The organism is Pseudoalteromonas sp. 11L1 (genome assembly GCF_055397545.1).
This window is the reverse complement of record NZ_AP041141.1, coordinates 3,301,564-3,321,379: the sequence shown is the minus strand read 5'-3', so window position 1 is coordinate 3,321,379 and position 19,816 is coordinate 3,301,564. Positions and strand designations below refer to the sequence as shown.

At 39.3% G+C, this 19,816-nt stretch carries 20 protein-coding genes and 1 riboswitch; of the genes, 14 read left to right on the top strand and 6 right to left on the bottom strand.

What is annotated here, in order from left to right; genetic code table 11:
* Positions 1-139 precede the first annotated feature (139 nt).
* From ACZ5WS_RS15500 to ACZ5WS_RS15485, 4 genes are all read left to right on the top strand, one after another.
* Entirely contained in the window at positions 140-340 is a 201-nt protein-coding gene (locus tag ACZ5WS_RS15500; protein WP_138620777.1) for a hypothetical protein, read from the top strand.
* 12 nt (positions 341-352) lie between these two features.
* Entirely contained in the window at positions 353-886 is a 534-nt protein-coding gene (locus ACZ5WS_RS15495) for a hypothetical protein (RefSeq protein ID WP_138620779.1), read from the top strand.
* A 387-nt stretch (positions 887-1,273) separates the two neighbouring features.
* Complete coding sequence (locus ACZ5WS_RS15490) at positions 1,274-1,396, top strand: hypothetical protein (RefSeq protein ID WP_283957542.1); 123 nt, start codon at positions 1,274-1,276, stop codon at positions 1,394-1,396.
* A complete protein-coding gene (locus ACZ5WS_RS15485; protein WP_464709684.1) occupies positions 1,396-1,917 on the top strand; it encodes a hypothetical protein in 522 nt (173 codons plus the stop codon). The genes ACZ5WS_RS15490 and ACZ5WS_RS15485 overlap by 1 nt, the downstream gene beginning before the upstream one ends.
* 20 nt (positions 1,918-1,937) lie before the next feature.
* Here ACZ5WS_RS15485 and coaD read toward each other — a convergent pair whose 3' ends face one another.
* On the bottom strand, positions 1,938-2,429 hold the full coding sequence (gene coaD / locus ACZ5WS_RS15480) for a pantetheine-phosphate adenylyltransferase (protein ID WP_464709680.1): 492 nt from the start codon (positions 2,427-2,429) through the stop codon (positions 1,938-1,940).
* Positions 2,430-2,870: 441 nt separating this feature from the next.
* Between coaD and ACZ5WS_RS15475 the strand changes: the two genes are divergently transcribed.
* Positions 2,871-3,524, top strand: coding sequence for a TetR/AcrR family transcriptional regulator (locus ACZ5WS_RS15475; RefSeq protein ID WP_131690635.1), 654 nt, complete (start codon positions 2,871-2,873; stop codon positions 3,522-3,524).
* Between the two features lie 100 nt (positions 3,525-3,624).
* Positions 3,625-5,082, top strand: coding sequence for a tRNA uracil 4-sulfurtransferase ThiI (gene thiI / locus ACZ5WS_RS15470; RefSeq protein ID WP_464709675.1), 1,458 nt, complete (start codon positions 3,625-3,627; stop codon positions 5,080-5,082).
* 26 nt (positions 5,083-5,108) lie between these two features.
* Here thiI and ACZ5WS_RS15465 read toward each other — a convergent pair whose 3' ends face one another.
* Positions 5,109-6,011, bottom strand: a complete 903-nt coding sequence (locus ACZ5WS_RS15465; RefSeq protein WP_138605677.1) for a ketopantoate reductase family protein — start codon at positions 6,009-6,011, stop codon at positions 5,109-5,111.
* Positions 6,004-6,354 carry a VanZ family protein gene (locus ACZ5WS_RS15460; RefSeq protein ID WP_008466003.1) on the bottom strand — a complete coding sequence of 117 codons (351 nt, stop codon included), beginning with the start codon at positions 6,352-6,354 and terminating at the stop codon, positions 6,004-6,006. The genes ACZ5WS_RS15465 and ACZ5WS_RS15460 overlap by 8 nt, the downstream gene beginning before the upstream one ends.
* A gap of 151 nt (positions 6,355-6,505) precedes the next feature.
* Here ACZ5WS_RS15460 and ACZ5WS_RS15455 point away from each other — a divergent pair, with 151 nt between their 5' ends.
* Positions 6,506-6,988 (top strand): YajQ family cyclic di-GMP-binding protein, encoded by a 483-nt coding sequence (locus ACZ5WS_RS15455; protein WP_138605675.1) that lies wholly within the window; start codon positions 6,506-6,508, stop codon positions 6,986-6,988.
* 272 nt (positions 6,989-7,260) lie between these two features.
* A riboswitch (cobalamin riboswitch) is annotated at positions 7,261-7,426 on the top strand.
* A 37-nt stretch (positions 7,427-7,463) separates the two neighbouring features.
* Complete coding sequence (locus tag ACZ5WS_RS15450) at positions 7,464-9,311, top strand: TonB-dependent receptor domain-containing protein (RefSeq protein WP_464709671.1); 1,848 nt, start codon at positions 7,464-7,466, stop codon at positions 9,309-9,311.
* An 87-nt stretch (positions 9,312-9,398) separates the two neighbouring features.
* On the opposite strand, the gene msrA is transcribed toward ACZ5WS_RS15450, so the two are convergent.
* From msrA to ACZ5WS_RS15435, 3 genes are all read right to left on the bottom strand, one after another.
* The gene (gene msrA / locus ACZ5WS_RS15445; protein ID WP_138605671.1) at positions 9,399-9,935 is read right to left on the bottom strand and encodes a peptide-methionine (S)-S-oxide reductase MsrA; all 537 of its coding nucleotides are present in this window, start codon (positions 9,933-9,935) and stop codon (positions 9,399-9,401) included.
* A gap of 74 nt (positions 9,936-10,009) precedes the next feature.
* Positions 10,010-13,108: an efflux RND transporter permease subunit gene (locus ACZ5WS_RS15440; RefSeq protein WP_010391050.1), complete on the bottom strand. Its 3,099-nt coding sequence runs from the start codon at positions 13,106-13,108 to the stop codon at positions 10,010-10,012.
* A 3-nt stretch (positions 13,109-13,111) separates the two neighbouring features.
* Entirely contained in the window at positions 13,112-14,164 is a 1,053-nt protein-coding gene (locus ACZ5WS_RS15435) for an efflux RND transporter periplasmic adaptor subunit (RefSeq protein WP_138571138.1), read from the bottom strand.
* Between the two features lie 247 nt (positions 14,165-14,411).
* Between ACZ5WS_RS15435 and ACZ5WS_RS15430 the strand changes: the two genes are divergently transcribed.
* The 6 genes from ACZ5WS_RS15430 (at position 14,412) to ACZ5WS_RS15405 (ending at position 19,815) form a co-directional block, all read left to right on the top strand.
* The gene (locus tag ACZ5WS_RS15430) at positions 14,412-15,116 is read left to right on the top strand and encodes a DUF2982 domain-containing protein (RefSeq protein WP_138605665.1); all 705 of its coding nucleotides are present in this window, start codon (positions 14,412-14,414) and stop codon (positions 15,114-15,116) included.
* A gap of 35 nt (positions 15,117-15,151) precedes the next feature.
* Positions 15,152-15,484, top strand: coding sequence for a hypothetical protein (locus ACZ5WS_RS15425; RefSeq protein WP_010391054.1), 333 nt, complete (start codon positions 15,152-15,154; stop codon positions 15,482-15,484).
* A gap of 66 nt (positions 15,485-15,550) precedes the next feature.
* Positions 15,551-17,197, top strand: a complete 1,647-nt coding sequence (locus tag ACZ5WS_RS15420) for an Lcl C-terminal domain-containing protein (RefSeq protein WP_138605663.1) — start codon at positions 15,551-15,553, stop codon at positions 17,195-17,197.
* A gap of 10 nt (positions 17,198-17,207) precedes the next feature.
* Positions 17,208-17,723, top strand: a complete 516-nt coding sequence (locus ACZ5WS_RS15415; RefSeq protein ID WP_138605661.1) for an Lcl C-terminal domain-containing protein — start codon at positions 17,208-17,210, stop codon at positions 17,721-17,723.
* Positions 17,724-17,875: 152 nt separating this feature from the next.
* Positions 17,876-18,793 (top strand): ExeA family protein, encoded by a 918-nt coding sequence (locus tag ACZ5WS_RS15410; RefSeq protein WP_058154289.1) that lies wholly within the window; start codon positions 17,876-17,878, stop codon positions 18,791-18,793.
* Between the two features lie 11 nt (positions 18,794-18,804).
* Positions 18,805-19,815 (top strand): general secretion pathway protein GspB, encoded by a 1,011-nt coding sequence (locus ACZ5WS_RS15405; protein WP_464709664.1) that lies wholly within the window; start codon positions 18,805-18,807, stop codon positions 19,813-19,815.
* Position 19,816 lies beyond the last annotated feature (1 nt).

Here is a 19,816-nt window from a genome sequence, read left to right as displayed (position 1 = left end):
ATTTTACTTGTGTAGCGTGTTGTTGAGTCAATTAACCAACATAGATTAAACGCGACTGCAGTTATTTACTAACTGCTGCAGGTGGTGTGATTTAAATTTGCGCCAATAATAAAATTTAATACTCAAGAGGATTAATCACATGCAAATTTCAGCGAACAGCCAAGTACAAATGCAAGCATACAATAAAACGCAACAATTAAAGCCTGCAATGGAACAAACTGCTAGCCCTAAAACCCTACAATCTGATACAGTAAGTATCTCTCAAGAAGCGATGGCTGCGGCTAGCGGTACAGATCTTCAACGTGGTGGTGGCATGATTCCTCCAGTAAGACCTAAATAAATAAGGTAGTAGATGTTATTAACTGAGTTTTTTGGTTTTTTTTCGTTATCAGCATTCATTATGTGGGGATTTCTGATGGCGTTCTTTTTCAACATTTTTGTTTATACTTTAGATGTCAAAAGAAAAACAACTTTACTACTCAGCTCATTTATAATGATGGTGTCTTATACGATATCTGATTACTTTTTTACTTGGTTATCAATAAAGGTGAAGATTTATTTAGATTGGGCTATATATGACATCATGACAATTACAGCTTTGCTGGGTGTTTGTTTTATCATAAAGAAAACAACCCCATCTTTCTTATATTTAATTATAGGTTTAACGATTAATTCAATATTCTTTTTATTGATGTATATAGACATGTATATTAATAACAATCAGGAGCATTGGATTCTTTGGGACCTATACATTTACACTGTCAATTCTATAGATCTTATAATGATCATAGCTTTAATAGTAGACCGTGACTTTCTTGGCTTACATACCCTTAAAAGTAAACTCATTTCATTATTCAAAACGACTGAGCTTAACCAAATCCAATAAATGTATTATGTAGACTTATTTTTAGCAGACTATATCGATGCATTTATACAATGGGGCTTTTTAATGGCTTTGTTGTACACATTTGTATCGAGTATAAATAAGCCAAATAAGTCATTGGTCTATTTAGCCACAATTATGTTTTTTTCCTACCTTCTAAGTGACTTCCTTTACATTTTTAAAAACGTTTACTTGAACTGGATCTTTTTTGATTTTGCTACAATCCTAATCATTTTTTTAGCATTAAAGGTTTCAAGCTTTCAAAGCTCTGTAGCTAAAAACTATATTGTAAGCGGTTTAATTATAAATGCATGTTTAACTTATGCTATTTACATAGATCTTTATATAAACTGGAACTCAGAGCCTTGGTGGTTATGGAGTCTTTACTCCATGGGGGTTAACATTATTGATCTAATAATGATTATTGCTATTTTTATCAATAAAGACTTTTTAGGGCTAATGATACTTAAAGGTCGTTTATTTAGATCTGGCGCTGAGTTTAAAAGCCTATAATGACGGATCTATTATGGCTACTTGTTAAAGTTGGCGAGAATTTAGGTAATTTTATATTGTGGCTATTTTTAATCGCTTTTCTATTCAACCTTTCTTCGAGCATTAATAAACAAGATAAAAGCTTACTGCATATTTCATTAATAATGATGATCTCGTATTTTCTAAGTGCATTTTTAAGCCTCGAAACTTCTACTTATAAAGATTATTTCATATTTGATCTCACAACTATTCTGATTCTTTTTTTGTGGCGAAAAATAACGTTGCAAAACACGCCTATTGCTTTTTATTACTTAATGCTGGGGTTATGGGTTAATACCTGTTTATTTTTGGGGATGCATTATGATGTTCAAGTTAAAGGAAACATTGATTATTGGTGGTTTTGGGCTGTATACGGGTTTGGCGTTATTTTCTTTGATTTTATAATGGCTTTGGCACTATTGATCAATAAAGATTTTTTAGCTTTAGTGAGGCTTAAGGACGTTCTGTTTCCAGCAAGAGCGAAGCTACCTAGCGCAATGTAATGATACGCTAGGTGTTATCTTTAATGCTTGGTTTTCCCAAGCCTCGACTGCAATGCTTTCATTACTATGGTGTCAACAAACTCACTCACATCCCCGTTATGGCGTGCAACTTCTTTTACGAGCGTTGATGATATAAAGGTATTACGCTCAGCAGGTGTTAAAAATACACTTTCTAAATCAGGGTTTAAACGGCGGTTCATATTTGCGAGCTGAAATTCATAATCAAAATCAGAAACCGCTCTTATACCTCTAATCAATACATTTGCATTATGATCACGAGCCAGATCTGCGAGTAGCCCTGAAAAGCCAATGACTTTTACATTATCTAAATGGTTTAAAATTTCATTCGCTAAATCAACGCGTTCTTCTAAAGTAAAACACGGTTTTTTACTCGGGTTATGAGCAATAGCAACAATAACGGTATCAAACATCTTAGCCGCACGCTGAATTAAATCAGTGTGGCCGTTGGTAAGAGGGTCAAATGTGCCTGGGTAGATTGCGGTCACTTTCATAATATTTACTGTGTTATTATTTTTAGCCGTAGTGTAGCAGTGTTTAGTGTGCAAAGCAGCCTTGTAAGTAAATTGTGAAGAACTTCCTGCCTTGATTGTTTTAACGCTGACTATTTGTTTATACTAGGGCCTGTTGACCTTTCAGGATTAAAATTTGTTCTAACTAGGGGCGATTTAATCGTGGCGCGAGGTTTGTAACCTATGGGCTAAGTAAAAGCCGAGCAACAAAGAGTTAATCGTCCCTAGGACGAACCTTCAGGCAGCGCGTGTTTGGTATTTATGCTGCGTTATCGCCTATTTATGGGGAATAACCACACTACATAGGCTCTGCCTTGCCAAAATACCAAACACACTGCTGCAAATTCAACCTCGAGAGATAAACAGGCCCTAGTGGATTGTTTTAATGCAGCATCGTATTTTCGAAAATTGAGTAATGAGTATATGAATACCAAGGATAAAATAATTCAAACCAGTATTTCATTGTTTAATGAACATGGTGAAAGGGCAATATCAACTAATCATATTGCATCGAGTTTAGGCATGAGTCCGGGTAATCTTTACTACCACTTTAAAAATAAAGAAGACATTATTCGCCATATATTTGCACTTTATCGCGATCACTTAAGTACTCATTTTAAGCCAGTCAATAAAGGTGATGATGCTTTTGAGCATCTCGGCCCTTACTTAGATTCGCTATTTGAATTAATGTGGCGCTATCATTTTTTTTACGACAACCTTGGCGATATTCTTGCTCGCGATAGCCATTTAAAACAGGGTTACATTGATTTTCAGCAGGAATTACTTGAGCAGGTACGTAACATCATTTTGGCCTTGCGTGACAGTGAAATTATTGCCATTGATGAACAAGATGCCATTGAACTTGCTCATACGCTAAAATTAACGGTTAGCTTTTGGACACCCTATATGAAAGCAAGAAGACTAAGTGGTGTGCTGGTTGAGCAAGATATTTACCCTGGCATTGTAAAAGTACTGACTTTATTTAAAGCCTACAGTACAGAAAAAAGCGCAAATAAAATTAATCAGTTAAGAGACAAGTACGCACTTTTAGCAAATGCTGCCCCCCAGAATCCTTAAGCCTGTTGAGTTGGTTAGTTCCTAGGCGTTAAATTTTTTGCTATAATCCGCCGCGCCCAATGCCTGGGTGCGCGAATTCCCGCAGTCTAAGAGTTGAACTATGCTTAAATTTATCGTCAAACTTCACCCTGAAATAGCCATCAAAAGCCGTTCAGTCCGTAAACGCTTTACCAAAGTGTTAGAAAATAACATTAAAATTGTATTGCGTCGTGTTGACGAAAAAGTACAAGTACGTAATAACTGGGATAATATTTCAGTTGTTACAAAACTAGATGAAGCTCAAACTCGCCTTGATTTTATTGATAGCTTGCAGCGCATTCCTGGCATCGTACAGTTTATTGAAGTGACCGAAACAGACTTTAAAACCCTTGATGACATCTATCAAAAAACCATTGCGTTAGTTGGTCACACTATTATTGGTAAAACCTTTTGTGTACGTGCTAAGCGCATAGGTCAACATGATTTTACTTCAACTGAATTAGAGCGCTACGTTGGTGGCGGGCTTAATCAACATGTTGAAGGAGCTCGAGTAAAGCTAAGCCGCCCTGAGGTAACAATTCGTTTAGAAATTAAAGACGAAAAAGCCTACATAGTGACGCAAACTCATTTAGGAATGGCGGGCTTTCCACTGCCAACACAAGACGATGTATTATCGCTTATGTCTGGTGGATTTGATTCTGGCGTTGCCAGTTATCAGATGATCCGTAAAGGCGCTCGTACACACTTTTTATTCTTTAACTTAGGTGGCGCTGCCCATGAAATTGGGGTTAAGCAAGCGAGCTACTACCTATGGAAGCAATACAGCTCTACGCATAAAGTTAAGTTTATTACCGTTGATTTTGAACCGGTTGTTGCTGAAATTTTAGAAAACGTTGAGAACAGCCAAATGGGTGTTGTGCTTAAACGTATGATGATGCGAGCGGGTAGTGCCGTCGCTGAAAAACTAAATATTCAAGCATTGGTTACGGGTGAAAGTATAGGTCAGGTGTCTAGTCAAACCTTAGCTAATTTAAGTGTGATTGACCGCGTAACCGAAACGCTCATTTTACGCCCACTTATCCAACATGATAAGCAAGAAATCATCAATATAGCGCGCCAAATAGGCACTGCAGAAATGGCAGAGACGATGCCTGAATACTGCGGTGTGATCTCTAAAAAGCCGACAGTTAAAGCCAAAATTGAAGTAATTAAAGCAGAAGAAGAAAAGTTTGACTTTGATGTGTTAGATACCGTTATTGATAACGCCCGTGTTATGGATGTGCGCGATATCGATGTTGAAGCTAAGCAAGAACTTAAGGAAGCTGAGTCAGTAACACAACTACCTGAAGGGGCGGTTGTTGTTGATATTCGCTCGCCTGAAGAAGAAGATGCGGCGCCGCTGGAAATTGAAGGTATTGAAGTTATCCACTTACCGTTTTTCCGCTTAGCAACTAAGTTTGGCGATTTACCTAAAGGCAAAGATTATTACTTATATTGCCAAAAAGGAGTAATGAGCCAATTACAAGCGCTTATTCTTCACGAAGAAGGCTTTACCACTGTTAGAGTATATCGTCCTTAATGGCTTAATATATTAGATGCGCGGATTTATTCCGCGCTTTTTTTTGCCAGAATTTCAGCGAGTAAAGCGTCGTTATACGGGGTCGTAATATTATGTCGCTTGCCTTGTTCACTAATATAACCACAAATTGCCATGATCTCAGTTTGCCTATTATGCAAAACGTCTTGATGCATAGATGAGTAATTCTCTGCGGTTAAATTCATCACCTTATAGGCGCGCTCGAGGGCATCAATAAGCTTAATATTAAGTTTAAGCGCGGTCGCAATATGGCACGCCTCAGTTAATAAATTAATAATTGCGCTACTGTACTGTGGCGCACGCAACTGGCCATTTTTTATATTGTACAGAGCGGTTAATGGGTTTATAGCAATATTAACCAGTAGCTTTTCAAACCGCAGTTGCTCAATATTGTTGCTGACAATTAATTGCGGAATAGTGTGTAACTGTACACTAAGCTGTTGAATATTTTGCATAGCTAGTTGATTACAGCCCCCTAATACACTTTGCCCATTTCCGGTATGCTGCACAATATTAGGGTTTGATTTGAACCCAGCCATGCTGGTGGTTAAAAAGTACAACGACTGCTGCTTTGTTAACTGTTCATTTAATTGTTCAACATTACCCATACCATTATGGCTTAATACAATATGAGTACTCTTGCCTAGAAAAGGTTTTACTTGGGCGTAGGCTTGTTGCACTGCAAACGCTTTAACAGTGAATAAAACAATTTCAAATTCAGGAGCTTGAGCTAATTGCTGTTGTGAGATGAAAGTGGCGTTAATTTTTTCAGACGCAGCGTTACTGTGGCTGTAAAAGCGAGTATTTACTGTGCCTTTTTTGGTAAGAACATAAACTGTGTGATATTTAGCTAAGAAATGACTAAATAACAAGCCTATAGCACCATCACCAACAACGAGTATGTTAGCCATAATGCTTCTTTTTACGCAGTGTTAATAGGGCTTTAGCTAAAAAGTAGCTCGCCGCACCAATAAAGTCGGCAACAAAATCGGCCAGTGATGCTTGTCTGTAAGGGAGGCTATCTTGCATAATTTCTATTGCGGCACCATAGCCGGCTAACAGCAATATTTGTGCATATAACGGCAGTTTAAAGGCTTTATCCATTATAATGGCAAGTAAAAAGAAAATACCAAAATGCGCCACTTTATCTACATGCGGAAATAAGTTTGCAGCCCCTTTTACCTCTTTAGCAAATAAGAAGGTAAATGCGACAATACTAATTAAAAAAATAGCTTGGTAAACACGCCTCGTCACAAAAAATCCTAAAATCGTATAAAAAAGAAGCCTCAGTATATCAAACTAAATTAGTATCGCACCTGAACAAGATGCAGAAAAATGTAAAGATTTATCATTTTAACGTTATAATTGCCGCATAAAATTAAGATTAGCTAGTTAGGAGAACATCATGCCTTCATTTGATATTGTATCTGAAGTAGAAATGAACGAAGCACAAAACGCGGTTGATAACGCCAATCGTGAATTAGAAACACGATTTGATTTTAGAGGGGTCGATGCCTCATTTGAATTAAACGATAAAACAATTAAATTAAAAGCTGAAGCAGATGCTCAGGTTATGCAGTTGTTTGATATTTTAGCTGGAAAAGTTTCAAAGCGTGGAATGGATGTTGCGAGCCTAGAACTTCAAGAGATTTCTCGCGCAGGCAAAAATGTTTTTCGTAACGTTGCACTAAAGCAGGGTATCGAAAAAGATATGGCTAAAAAAGTAGTAAAAGCCATTAAAGATTCTAAAGTAAAAGTGCAAGCGGCTATTCAAGGCGAAGAAGTACGCGTAACGGGTAAAAAGCGTGATGACTTACAAGCTGCTATGCAAGTTGTACGCACTGCCGATTTAGGTCAGCCATTTCAGTTTAAAAACTTCCGCGATTAATTTATTGTTTCGAGCTAGGCACTATAGGCGCTTAGTTCAAAGCAACATGTATTTAGCCAAACACGTTATATTGTTTGGCTTTTTTATTTTTGGACCTATGATAATTACCGAACCCCGAACCCCGAACCCCGAACCCCGAACCCCGAACCCCGAACCCCGAACCCCGAACCCCGAACCCCGAACCCCGAACCCCAAAAATCAAATTGTAGATGTTTAGACGTCCGTTGACATTTTTAAGTAAACAGATAACAATAGCAGCCTATTTTCAAGGTGCTTGCTAAACACTTCAAAGGTGTGATTTTTTTAGTAGGATAATCGGGAAGTTGGTGCGTTTTCATTGATGAAGTCAATCCCAACACTGCCCCCGCAACGGTAAAGTTATGCTGTATTTTATTATGGTAACTGAGTCCGGAGACCGGCCTTGATGTAATCTTACTTAGTAACATCTTTGCGGTGGGCAGAGATAGGGAACATCATGATAAATAAAACTGCATTGGGTGTGGCTATTTCGGCTGCGCTGTCTTTTTCTGCATCTGCAGAGCAAACAATTGAAAGAATAACCGTTACTGCAAATAAATTTGAACAACCTATAAATGATGTATTAGCAAGTGTGGCAGTTATCGACCGCGCTGATATTGAAAAAGCGAATTACCGAGACTTACCTGCAATATTAAATACCATTGCTGGTATTGATATTGTCCGTAACGGCGGATTAGGTCAAAAAGCAGATATATTTGTTCGCGGTGCTAGCGCTAAATATGCCTTAGTATTGGTTGATGGCGTAAGAGTGAGCGATGCAAGCTCAGGTAGTGTATCGCTAACTAATATTCCAGTTAATAGTATCGAGCGTGTTGAAGTTATTAAAGGTGCCAGAGCAGCTATTTATGGCTCTGATGCGGTAGCCGGAGTAATTAATATCATTACCCGTAAAGCCTCAAATAATACGCTTTCGGCTACTTTGGGCAGTCATAGTTACAGTAATTATCAGCTTGCTGGTGGGCTTGCAAAAGAGGCGCTTAGCTTTAATTATAATCTAGGCTATGAAGAGACAGATGGTTTTGATGTTACTGGCAAAGACCCTGTGGCTGAATACACCAAAGATCACGATGATGATGGCTACAAAAATAAAAACATTGGCTTTAATTTAGCGTATGAACTGGCTGAACTAGGTGAGTTGAGCTTACAGTCTCAGTACAGTGAAGGTGAAGCGCAGTATGATAACGCATGGGGTAACGATGCCTACGATTTTGAAAACTATACCGCTAAGCTAGGCTGGAAAAAAGCCTCAGAAATATATACCCAAAGTACTTCATTGAGTGTATCGCAAGAAGAAAATACTCAAACTGGCACCGATGTTCAGCAAGTGTATAGCACAGAGCGTGTTGAGTTTGAATACCGAGGGCTTTATAGCCTAACGCAAGAGCTTGATTTATCAGGTGGTTTTAATTACTTGTCTGAGGATTTATCAAACTCGTCAGCAACGTCATCAGAAGAAAAACGCGATAACAACGCATTGTTTATAGGCGCGTTTTATAGTCATGAACAATGGTTAGCAAATGCGGTTATCAGAACCGATGATTATGATTTCCACGGCCGTGCAAATACTTACAGTACTGGGCTTGGATATAAAGCGAATCAGTATGTAACGGTACGTTTAAATCATGGCACCGCATTTAGGGCGCCGTCTTTAATTAATGCGTTTGTAACTAACAGCCCATACTACCTACCAAATAATAATATTAAGCCTGAGGAAGCCTTAAACAATGAGTTTGGTGTTACCCTAGAAACTCAATGGGGACGTTATGATATTGCTATTTTCGATAACCGTATCAATAATTTAATTAGTAATAATTATGATGCAGACTCAGGTAAATATATTGCAACTAACATAGATAAAGTATCTATGCAGGGGGTAGAATTATCGGCTGAGTTTTCAGCGTTAGGCTTTGAACACTCTGTTAATGTTAGTTTTTTAGATGCTACAGATGAAAAGACGAATACAGATTTACCACGCAGGCCTTCAGAGTCGTTTAATTATCAACTCGCCAAATCATGGGGCGATTTTGATGCCAGTTTGGATATGCAGTATCGCTCATCGCGTCCATCAATTGCGTATTATGACTCGGAGCTCGCAGGCTATACAGTATTTAATTTAGCCGCTAATTACCAGTTGCTCGATAATTTGTCGTTAGCTGCTCGAATAGAAAATATCACCGATAAGGAGTATTTTACTGCAGCAACAGGGTTTGCTGCCAGTGGTGAGCTATTAGGTTATAACAGCGCAGGAAGAACTTTCTTTGTGGGAGCAAATTATCAGTTTTAATTATCACTTTTAGTTGCCGAAAAACAAATAGCCCAGCAAATTGCTGGGCTAATTGCTGGGCTAACTGGATAGAATTTTAAAGTATTTTTACTCAGTTAAAAACTCGCTAAATTCGGTTTCAAACTTGTGCAATTTAGGTGCAATTAAAATACTACAGTAGCCTTGTTCTGGGTTTTCATTGTAGTAGTCTTGGTGAAAACTTTCAGCAGGGTAAAAAGTGGTTGCTGGGCTTACCTCGGTTACTATAGGTTCGCTAACATGAGTTTGCAGCTCTGCAATAACGGCCTGTGTTTGCAATTGTTGTTGCTGATCATGGTAATACACAACGCTGCGGTATTGAGTACCTATATCGTTACCTTGGCGATTTAACTGGGTGGCATCATGCAAGGTAAAAAACATTGCGAGTAAGGTTTCAAAGCTTATCACACTAGAATCAAATTCAACCTTAATCACTTCTGCATGCCCGCTATTGCCTGTGCAAATAGCTTTGTAGGTTGGGTTATCAGTGTGCCCGCCCGTGTAACCAGAACAAACACTGAGTACACCTTTAACACGCCTAAATGCCGCATCAATACACCAAAAACAGCCGCCGCCGAGTGTTGCTACCTGTGTGGTCGAACTCATAAGTACTTCCTCAATTATATGGTTATATGCACCAAAATAGCGCCGTAACAGCTAATTACGACGCTCAGAGTGACTTAGATCTCTTTAAGTGGTTTTTCAGCTGCTTGTTTATCTAGCTTTTGCTGTAAAAACTCTGGTGATTGTGTATTTCGCGCTAGTGCGTAATAGGCAGCTGGCACCACAAACAGAGTCAGTATGGTGGCAACCGTTACGCCGGTAAATACCACTACACCAATTACCATTCTACTTTCCGAGCCAGGCCCTGAGGCGAGTACCAAAGGTACCGCGCTCATAACTGTGGTTAGGGAGGTCATTATAATAGGACGTAAACGCTGGGTAGCGGCTTGTAAAATAGCTTCACTAAATTCCAACCCTTTATCACGTAACTGATTGGTAAATTCAACAATCAGAATACCGTTTTTAGCGCTTAACCCGATGAGCATCACAATACCAATTTGGCTGTATATATTAAGTGTTAAGCCCATACTCCACAGGCCAAACATAGCACCCATTAGCCCAAGTGGAACGGTGAGCATAATAACAAGCGGATGCATAAAGCTTTCAAACTGAGCAGCGAGCACTAAAAAGGTCACGGTCAATGCCAGCACAAACACGTAGGTCATAGCTGAGGCACCTTCATAAAACAATTGTGACTCACCTTTGTAATCAATGGCGCCATCAATGTCATTTTCTTCTGCGGCAACATTGTTTAAAAAGTTTAGTGCTTGTTCTAGCGTATAGCCATCAGCTAAGTTGGCACTTAGAGTAATTGCACGCATACGGTTATAGCGATTTAAACGCGAGGCGGTGGCTTCTTCTTTCAAGCTTATAAGGCTGTCGAGTGGCACCAATTCATTGCTGCGAGATTTAAGGTAAATATTTGAAATATCAGTAGGGTTTGCAAAGTCTTCTTTAGTTCCCTTTAAAATTACATCGTACTCTTCACCGCGGTCAATAAAAGTGGTTACACGGCGTTGGCCAAGCATGGTTTCAAGTGTACGTCCCACATCTGAGACTGATACGCCTAAATCAGCGGCTTTATTTTTATCAATACTGACTAAAAATTGTGGGAAGGTTTCTTTATAATCATGATCAATGCGCACTAACCCAGGGTTTTTCTCTGCACGTTTAATAATTCTATCGCGCCAATCAGCTAGCTGAGCATAATCATTACCTTGTAAAACAAACTCTATCGGTCGCGATGAACCACCACCGCCAATACCACGGCGCATAATTGCAAAAGCACGTACATCGGTGACTTCTTGCATTTTACCGCTTATTTCATCCATGACTTCCCAGGTTGAGCGTTTGCGTTTATCCCAATCCGCCATACCAACAATGGCTACACCACCACTGCCACCCCAACCTGGAACTCGCACTAAAACTCGGCTTAGTTCGCCAGATTCAGAGTAAGGCATTAAGCGTTCTTCTATCTTTGCCATATTAGCGGCATTATTCTCATAGCTAGCCCCTTCAGGGCCATTCATAAGTACAAAAAAGGTACCACGGTCTTCTTTAGGGGTAAGTTCAGACGGTATTTGTAAAAATAATGAATAACTAACAAACCCAGCTAAAACTAAGCTCAGCATTAAGCCCCATTTGCGGGTCATGTTTGACGCTAAAGCGTTACGGTATCCATTTTCTAATTTAGTAAAAAAGCGATCCATTGCTTGGCTAAATTTACTTTCTTTTTCAGAGGCCTTTAAAACCTTTGAACACAATGCCGGAGAGAGTGTTAATGCAGTAATACTGGAGAAGAACACGGCTGCACTCACCGCCATTGCAAATTCTGTAAATAGTGCGCCTATTCGTCCTTCCATAAACACCAATGGTACAAACACAGAGATCAGTACTAGGGTGGTGGCTATAATTGCAAAGCCTACCTCACGGGCGCCGCGATAAGCTGCCAATAAAGGCGGCTCACCAAGTTCTATGCGGCGGTGAATATTCTCTAGCATTACAATGGCATCATCTACCACTAAGCCTATTGCTAATACTAGTGCCAGTAGAGTTAATAAGTTAATTGAATAACCCATTGCTAATAAAAACATAAAACTACCGACTAAGGCGACCGGTACGGTGACCGCAGGAATAAGTGTGGCGCGAATATTACCTAAAAATATAAAGATAATAAGCACTACTAAACCCATAGAAATTGCTAAAGTTTTATAAACCTCATTAATTGATTCTTTGATAAATACTGAAGAGTCGTAACTGTCTTCGATAGTGGTGCCTTCTGGTAGGTTACGCTTAATCTTTTCCAGTTCACTGCGGGCATTATCAACTACTGTAAGAGTATTTGCTTTGGCTTGTTTAACAATACCCATACCAATCATGTTACGGCCATTTCCGCGAAATAAGCTTTCATCATCGGCGGCTTCTAATTTTACGTCAGCCACTTCGCCTAGACGTACTAAATAACCATCTTCGCCTCGCTTAATGACAAGGTTTTGAAAATCACGTTGGTTTTTATAGCTGCGTGCAGTGCGCACAGTAAAATCACGGTCTACCGATTCAATTTCACCCGCCGGAAGCTCTACATTTTCACTGCGTAGTGTTTGCTCTATATCACTAGAGGTAATGCCACGAGCTGCCATCGCTTGGCGGTTAAGCCATACTTTCATGGCATACTTTCGCTCTCCCCCAATACGCACATTTGATACACCATCAACAACGGCTAAACGGTCGACAATAAAACGCTGTGCATAATCAGAAAGTTGCAATGAATCCATGGTTTCACTGTTAAGTACAAACCACGCGATAGGGCTTTCGTCACTATTTGATTTTGATACTTCAGGAGGGCGTACTTGCTCTGGTAGGCTGTCTAATGCCCGTGCAACACGTTCTCGTACATCGTTAGAGGCATCGTCTATATCGCGGTTAATATTAAACTCAATGGTAATGTTTGAGCGGCCATTACGACTCGATGAGTTAATACTTTTAATACCCTCAATCCCCGAAATACGGTTCTCGATAACTTGGGTTATTTTTGTTTCAATAATTTCAGCAGATGCACCGGTATATTCAGTACTAATATTTACAATCGGTGTTTCAATATCTGGATACTCACGCAAAGGCAGCATACTAAAAGCAACTAAGCCAAAAGTGAGTAACAGTAAGTTAATAACAATCGCAAAAACGGGGCGTTTGACGCTAGTATCGGTAATTTTCACGTGTTACCCCTTAACGCTTACTTTGCTACCAGAGCGGATTTTGATTATTCCCTCGGTAACAATCTGCTGGCCGTTCTTTAACCCCTTGTCTATTGCAACCCAGCCATTGTTTCTACTTGCAACATGTACCTCTATGCGATTAGCTATGCCATCTTCAATTTGAAAAACATAATGTTTATCTTGCAGAGGAATAATTGCTTTTTCAGGCACCATTAGCGCTTGATTGCTGCTTAGCTCTAGTGCAGTTTTAAGTAGCATACCAGGGCGAAGTAAACCCGATTTATTAGCAAAACTGGCTGTTACTTCTACACTGCGAGTGATTGAATCAATACGTGAGCTTATATGGGTTACTTTACCGGTGAATGTTTGATCAGGGTAAGCATCGTTTTGAGTGCGAACAGTCATTCCGTTTTTCAGTTGAGCTAAATACTTTTCAGGCACTTTAAAATCAACTTTTATGATACTGATATCATCTAAGGTTGTAATTATCGTGCTGTTACTAATATAAGCGCCTACCGATATTTCGCGTTTACCCAGTAACCCAGAAAAAGGCGCGGTAATAGCCATTTCATTGAGTTTAGTTTTGGCACTTTCAAGTTGAGCTTCGCTGGCATCAACACGGGCTAGCTGTTCTTCAAGTAACGACTTGGCAGTCGCTTGTGAGCGAGAAAGTTCGGTAAGCCTAGCTAATTGGCGTTTTTCTTCTTGTAAATTAATGCTAAGTTCTTTTACTGCAAATTGTTCTTGTTGGTTTTGCAGTTGCACTAATTTTTGTCCTTTGCTGACCAAGTCGCCGTCTTCAAAGTAAATGCTGGTGACATAATCGTTTTGTGCGCTTTTAATGTAAATAGCCTGATTAGCACGGGCACTGCCAATGGCTTCAATCATAATGGCATTTTCTTGCGACTCGACAGTGTGCGCAGAGACTTGTGTTGTCATTGCTGAGTAATCAGCTTGCTCGCCCTGTGATGCGGGCAAATATAAATAAACGCTAAAAATTATTAGTACCGAAATAATAAATGGAAATAGGGCTTTGCCGGATTGTTTAGAGTGCATTGTTTTCATACCTGAAAATAGATTATAAGTATTGTACGAAATCAGGACAAAAAAAGGCGGTTATGTATCTCATTAATTTGTGCGTTAGGCGTAAAAATAACTGATACTTAGTCATTGCGCATATTTAACAGTAATAATAGGAGTTAATTGATGAACTTCAAAACATCATGCAAACGCTGTTTAACACTGAGAAAGTTAGTATTGTGGGCTATTATTATGTTTATATTTTATATGGCGTTTTTTCAGTATGGCTAATATAAAAAAACACACACTTAAATACCGAGCGCAAGGCGCTAAAAATGGGATTGAAATACTGGTCGTAGGTAGCATTGGTTTAATCTTCATCATGCTATTTAATTTATTGCGTCCAGGTGAAATCAGTATTATTGAAATTTTTTTAGTAAGTTTATGTATTGCAGCAATTTTAATTGGATTTTTTAAAACACAAGAACCTTTTTATAGTATTATTTTAACTGAGCAGCAATTAACATATCAGCATAAGTACGGGCAATGGGATTTACACCAAGAAAATCTCCACCATTGCGGTATTCCTAAAGTTGATAACGGTATCTATCATCTTGAGCTTAACGCGATTGGTATTAAGTTAAATGATATAGATACATTTTTAGCTGCTTTAGCACCAAGAATTGCGGGTAAATTACTAATAGAACAGCGGCACTTATTTATGCAAGTTGTTCAAAAAAATTGCAAAAATGGGCATTGCCCATCAGAATGGTTAGTTGAAGATAATAAATTTAGGTCAAAAAAAGGAATTGACTATAATGGGCTTATAGCGATGTTTGCTAATAGGGCTAAGCATCTTCAGCTTTTAACAGGGTATGACTTACTGTTACCTGCCAGTGTAATAGAAAGTGATATTTGGGAATTTTGCGCAAATTTAAATAAATGGAAGCGTGATCCCTCTCAGTTTATCAAGTCGCAGTGTGAATAATAATATAAGCACTCACTGCGGGATTAGGAATAACTATGAGTCAAGACAGATCTTTTATTAAAAGTGGTCGAAACACCATAATTCACAAAGACAGAAAACTAGATTTAGTGATTGTTAATGGTGAGGAGCATCCTCGAATTAAAGTAACAGCAAATGGCCTTGAACCATTTAAAGAAGAGCTGCCAAAAAACCGCCGTGATGCAAAAGAGCGCTACTTAGATATGGTTTATATTGCAAGTCCAGATGTATTTAGCGAGGAAAAACAGTTGTTGTTCATTCAATCCTTAGATGGCCGCGAATATAAAGTAGATTACAGTAAAGTTGGCACTAAGTTATTTGTTCGTATTCATCAAGATAGCTATTTATAATTTATAATGGCACTTTTTTTGCTTTACAGTCTTATTAGATAATTTTAAGACACAAAGGTGCTTAGTATGAAAGCAATTTCGTTAATACCACTTATAGCATGCTTGCTTTTGGCTGCATGTGGAGGGGGAGGCGGTACTGATAACAGTGATATTAAAACGTCAGTATTTGCAGGTAACGATCTCCAAGTTGTAGAAAAATCAGAGTTTACTATTTCTGCAAAAGGCTCTCCTGCAGATGGTATTTTTACTTGGCAGCGTGTAAGCGGTCCTATTATAGATGTGTTTCCGCTTGAAGGGGCTGAACAAACCATCACTGCACCGGATGTAAAATCTGATAGTGAATTGGTCTTAAGAGTAAGCTATCAAACGCCAGATGGTAGTTTAGTGAATGACGACTTGAGTGTTTTCATTGCCTCTAATAATCAGCTTCCTCTTGCTGTTGTTACTCAAGTTGCTCCTGCAAACTTGCCCTCAGTTTATAAAGATACTGTAACCCTTAGTGGTTTAACTTCCACAGACCCCGATGAAAATGGCGAAATTAGTAGTTACTTGTGGCAATTATTATCTGGGCCTGATTTAACAATTGATAGCTATACCAATCCAACGCTTAGTTTTCCTCATCCATTATTAGAAAATAACACCAACTTAAAATGGCAACTCACCGTAACGGATGATGAGGGCGGGGTATCTGCATCACAATTTGATATGACTCTCAATAAAACAGCCCAAGTGATTATTGCCGATGCGGGTGCAGACCAAACAGTAGAAGAGTTTGATAAGGTTATTTTAGATGCGACGGCAAGCGAAGCGGCAACTCAGACTTATCAATGTAAGTGGCAACAACTTACCGGAAATACCGAAGCTCTTCTTGAACCGCAGTCATGTACTGCTAGCTTTTTCGCCTCTGATATTGATTTAAATGCAACTCTTAGCTTTGAAGTACAAGTTATGGACTTAAAAGGGCGTACCGACACAGATACTGTATTTATTGATGTAACACCTAAAGCGCTTGGGCTAATAAACGATACTGGGCTGGGTGAGTGTTATAACAATACTCAACGTATTAATTGTAATAATGATGAGTTTCCAGCTCAAGATGCTGATCTTGGGCGCGATAGTTTTGCCAATCGTTTAGGTAAAGTGGGTAAAGGGAATTTGGCTTTTGATTACACCAAACTTAATGAGTTTGCCGATGAGCTTCTTGATGATGCGTCGAACTTTAGCTGTATTCGCGATAATACTACCGGCCTTGTCTGGGAAGTGAAAAGTCCTTATTCCGGTGTGTTACCAAATACCTCACTGCGTGATGGACAAAACCGCTATATTTGGCAAGGGACTGTCAATAGTGGCGATGTAACGGGTAGTGCTAATACTACGTGCCCAAATAATACTGATTGTGGATTGCAAACCTATATAGATGAAGTTAACGCGCTTGATTTTTGTGGTGGCAGTAATTGGCGTTTACCCACTTATTCTGAGCTGTTAGGTTTAATCGACTACGGTAAACAAGGGCAAAATGTATTGATAGATACTGCATTTTTCCCTAATACACCATCGACTAATAGTGTAGGGCATTTACGCTACTGGACTTCACAGACCGCGGTTGATGGTGCCAGTTTATCTCAGGCTTACACTATCGATATGATGGATGGCAACGATTTAGCCTATCCAAAAGATAATACCGCCTACGTGCGCTTAGTTAGAAATCGTTAAGGTGATTATTATGAAATTAATTAAAGTCTCTATGTTATTAGCCTTAGGATTGAGCCAGTCACTTGCAGCGCAGCAGTGTTATGAAGAAGTTGCGACTAGCGATGATACCGACCGATTTGTGATTAATATTGATGGCACAGTGTCAGATACTAAAACAGGGCTGATGTGGCAACGCTGTAATTATGGCCAAGTTTATAATAGCGAAACAACTAGCTGCGATGGTGATACTCAGCCACTAAATTGGCAAGCTTCACTTAAAGGCGCAGTTAATGACAGCACCGCAGATTATAGCGATTGGCAAGTACCAAGTATTAAAGAGTTAGCCAGTATCGTTGATCACCGTTGTACCGACCCAAGTATTGATGCGGATATTTTTTTAGCAACGCAGTCGCAAAATTATTGGTCTAATACTTCGGGTATTAGTAATATAAATTCGGCATGGGTTTATCAATTTTCCAGTGGTTTAAATAGCTTACATGCTAAAACAAGTAATGTATATTTACGCCTAGTACGCTATGAGAAGTAGTTAATTAATGTATTAGCGAATCTAAAAATGCGCTTTTATTTAGTTTAGCCTTTTTATTTACACTATTTTAATAATAAAGCCTGGTTGTAGTTGTCACCCAGGCTATTTTTTTGCCATTATAGGCCGTGAATTAACGACCAAGGACTATAAAGGTGTATTTAAGCTATTTTGGTTTACAAGAAAAGCCATTCTCAATTTCGCCTAACCCCCATTACTTATTTTTAAGTGAACGCCACAAAGAAGCATTAGCACACCTTACTTATGGGTTAGGTGAAGACGGTGGTTTTGTGCTGTTAACAGGTGAAGTGGGTACGGGTAAAACCACCATAACGCGTAGTATGTTAGAGCGACTGCCTGAAAATACCCAAGTAGCCATGATCCATAATCCTGCGTTATCAGAACTTGAACTGTTAGCCAGTATTTGCGATGAATTACAAATAACTTACGACGCCAAAAATGCAACCCTGAAAAGTTTAACGGATGTGATTAAAAAGCACCTTGAGTTTAATAATAAAGCGGGGGGGCATACTATTTTGATTATTGATGAAGCACAATTGCTTGCCCCTGATGTGCTAGAACAACTTCGCTTATTAACCAATATTGAAACGGATCATAAAAAGTTATTACAAATAGTATTAGTAGGGCAGCCTGAGTTACAGGTACTTCTAAAGCGAAATGAGTTAAGGCAGCTGGCACAGCGTATTACTGCCAGATATCACTTGTTAGCACTAACACCAGGGCAAACCATTGCTTATATTCAACATCGGCTGCATATTGCAGGTTGTGACAAGAAAATATTTTCAATGGAAGCAATGCAAATGGTGCATCAGCTCACAGGCGGTGTGCCACGATTAATGAATCTGGTGTGTGAACGCGCATTAGTAGGGGCATTTTCGAAACAACAAGAAATTGTTGGCAGTGATATTGTTAAACAAGCGGCGAGTGAATCTTTACCTATCGACTTTATTGTTACAAATAATAAGGTGAGTAAAACAGGTTCGATTTGGCCTTATAGCGCTGCTGCGTTAATGCTTTTTGGTGCAGGAATTGGCCTGTCTTTTATTTTTTAGTTAGGTGATTCATGTCTTATTTATTAGATGCGTTAAAGCAGTCAAAGCACGATACCATGAGCGCTGAGCAATATGACTTGCAAGCGCAACAATTAAAACAACAACGCCAGTTGATGACCTATCGTCGAATTAGTTTTTTACTCGCAGGAAGTTTATTGGCAACGGGTATATTGGCCAGTGGCTTCTTTGTCGGCAAGTGGGCGCAACAAGAAAATGTAACCGTTAAAAATGAGCCTGTTCAAAATGACCTTAGTCAAAAAGAGTCAGGGGTTGTAGAAAAATCAACAACAAATGCAGAGGAAGTACAAAGAACGGTTGCTCAAACAGGAACAACTCCTCAAGCGCCCATTGTAACAGCTGCGCCTAACAATTCTGTGCCGCTGGCAGGGCAGTTGGTTTATGTACAAACCCCAACGGGTGTACAGCAAATGTTGCTGACGCCACAAGGACAATATTTACCTATGAGCGTTAATCAAGCGTCTCAAGGGCAAACGCAAAATTTCTCGACGCAGAATAACGCTTCATCTAGTTTTCAATCACCGAGCAGCCAACCGCAAAGTGTCCCAACTCAATCAGCGAAAAGAACACTTACTGCAGATGAGTTGAGTAAATATAAGGTGTTAGGTAAACCACTGAATCAAAATGTGCCTGCGCAGCCAGAGTCAAATGATGAACTTGATACGGTTCCCGACACACTGAAAAATGCGTTTGCGCAAGCCGTTAATAGCACAGAAACAACAGCCGACTATGAAGTAACTCAAGGCTCTCGCCTTTCATCACGAGTACAGCCTGTTGAGCTACTTCCTGATGGCTTACAAAGTATGTTACCAAGTATTAAGTATCAGGCGCACATTTATTCTTCAGCTGCGGATAAACGCTGGATAAAGCTCAATGGCAGAGAGCTATATGAAGGGGAGTCTATTGGTGCGTTGAAGGTGTTAGAAATAGCGCCAGATCAGAGCGTACTTGATTTCGATGGTTATGAATTTAGCTTAAAAGCCTTGCAAGATTGGCCACAATAGT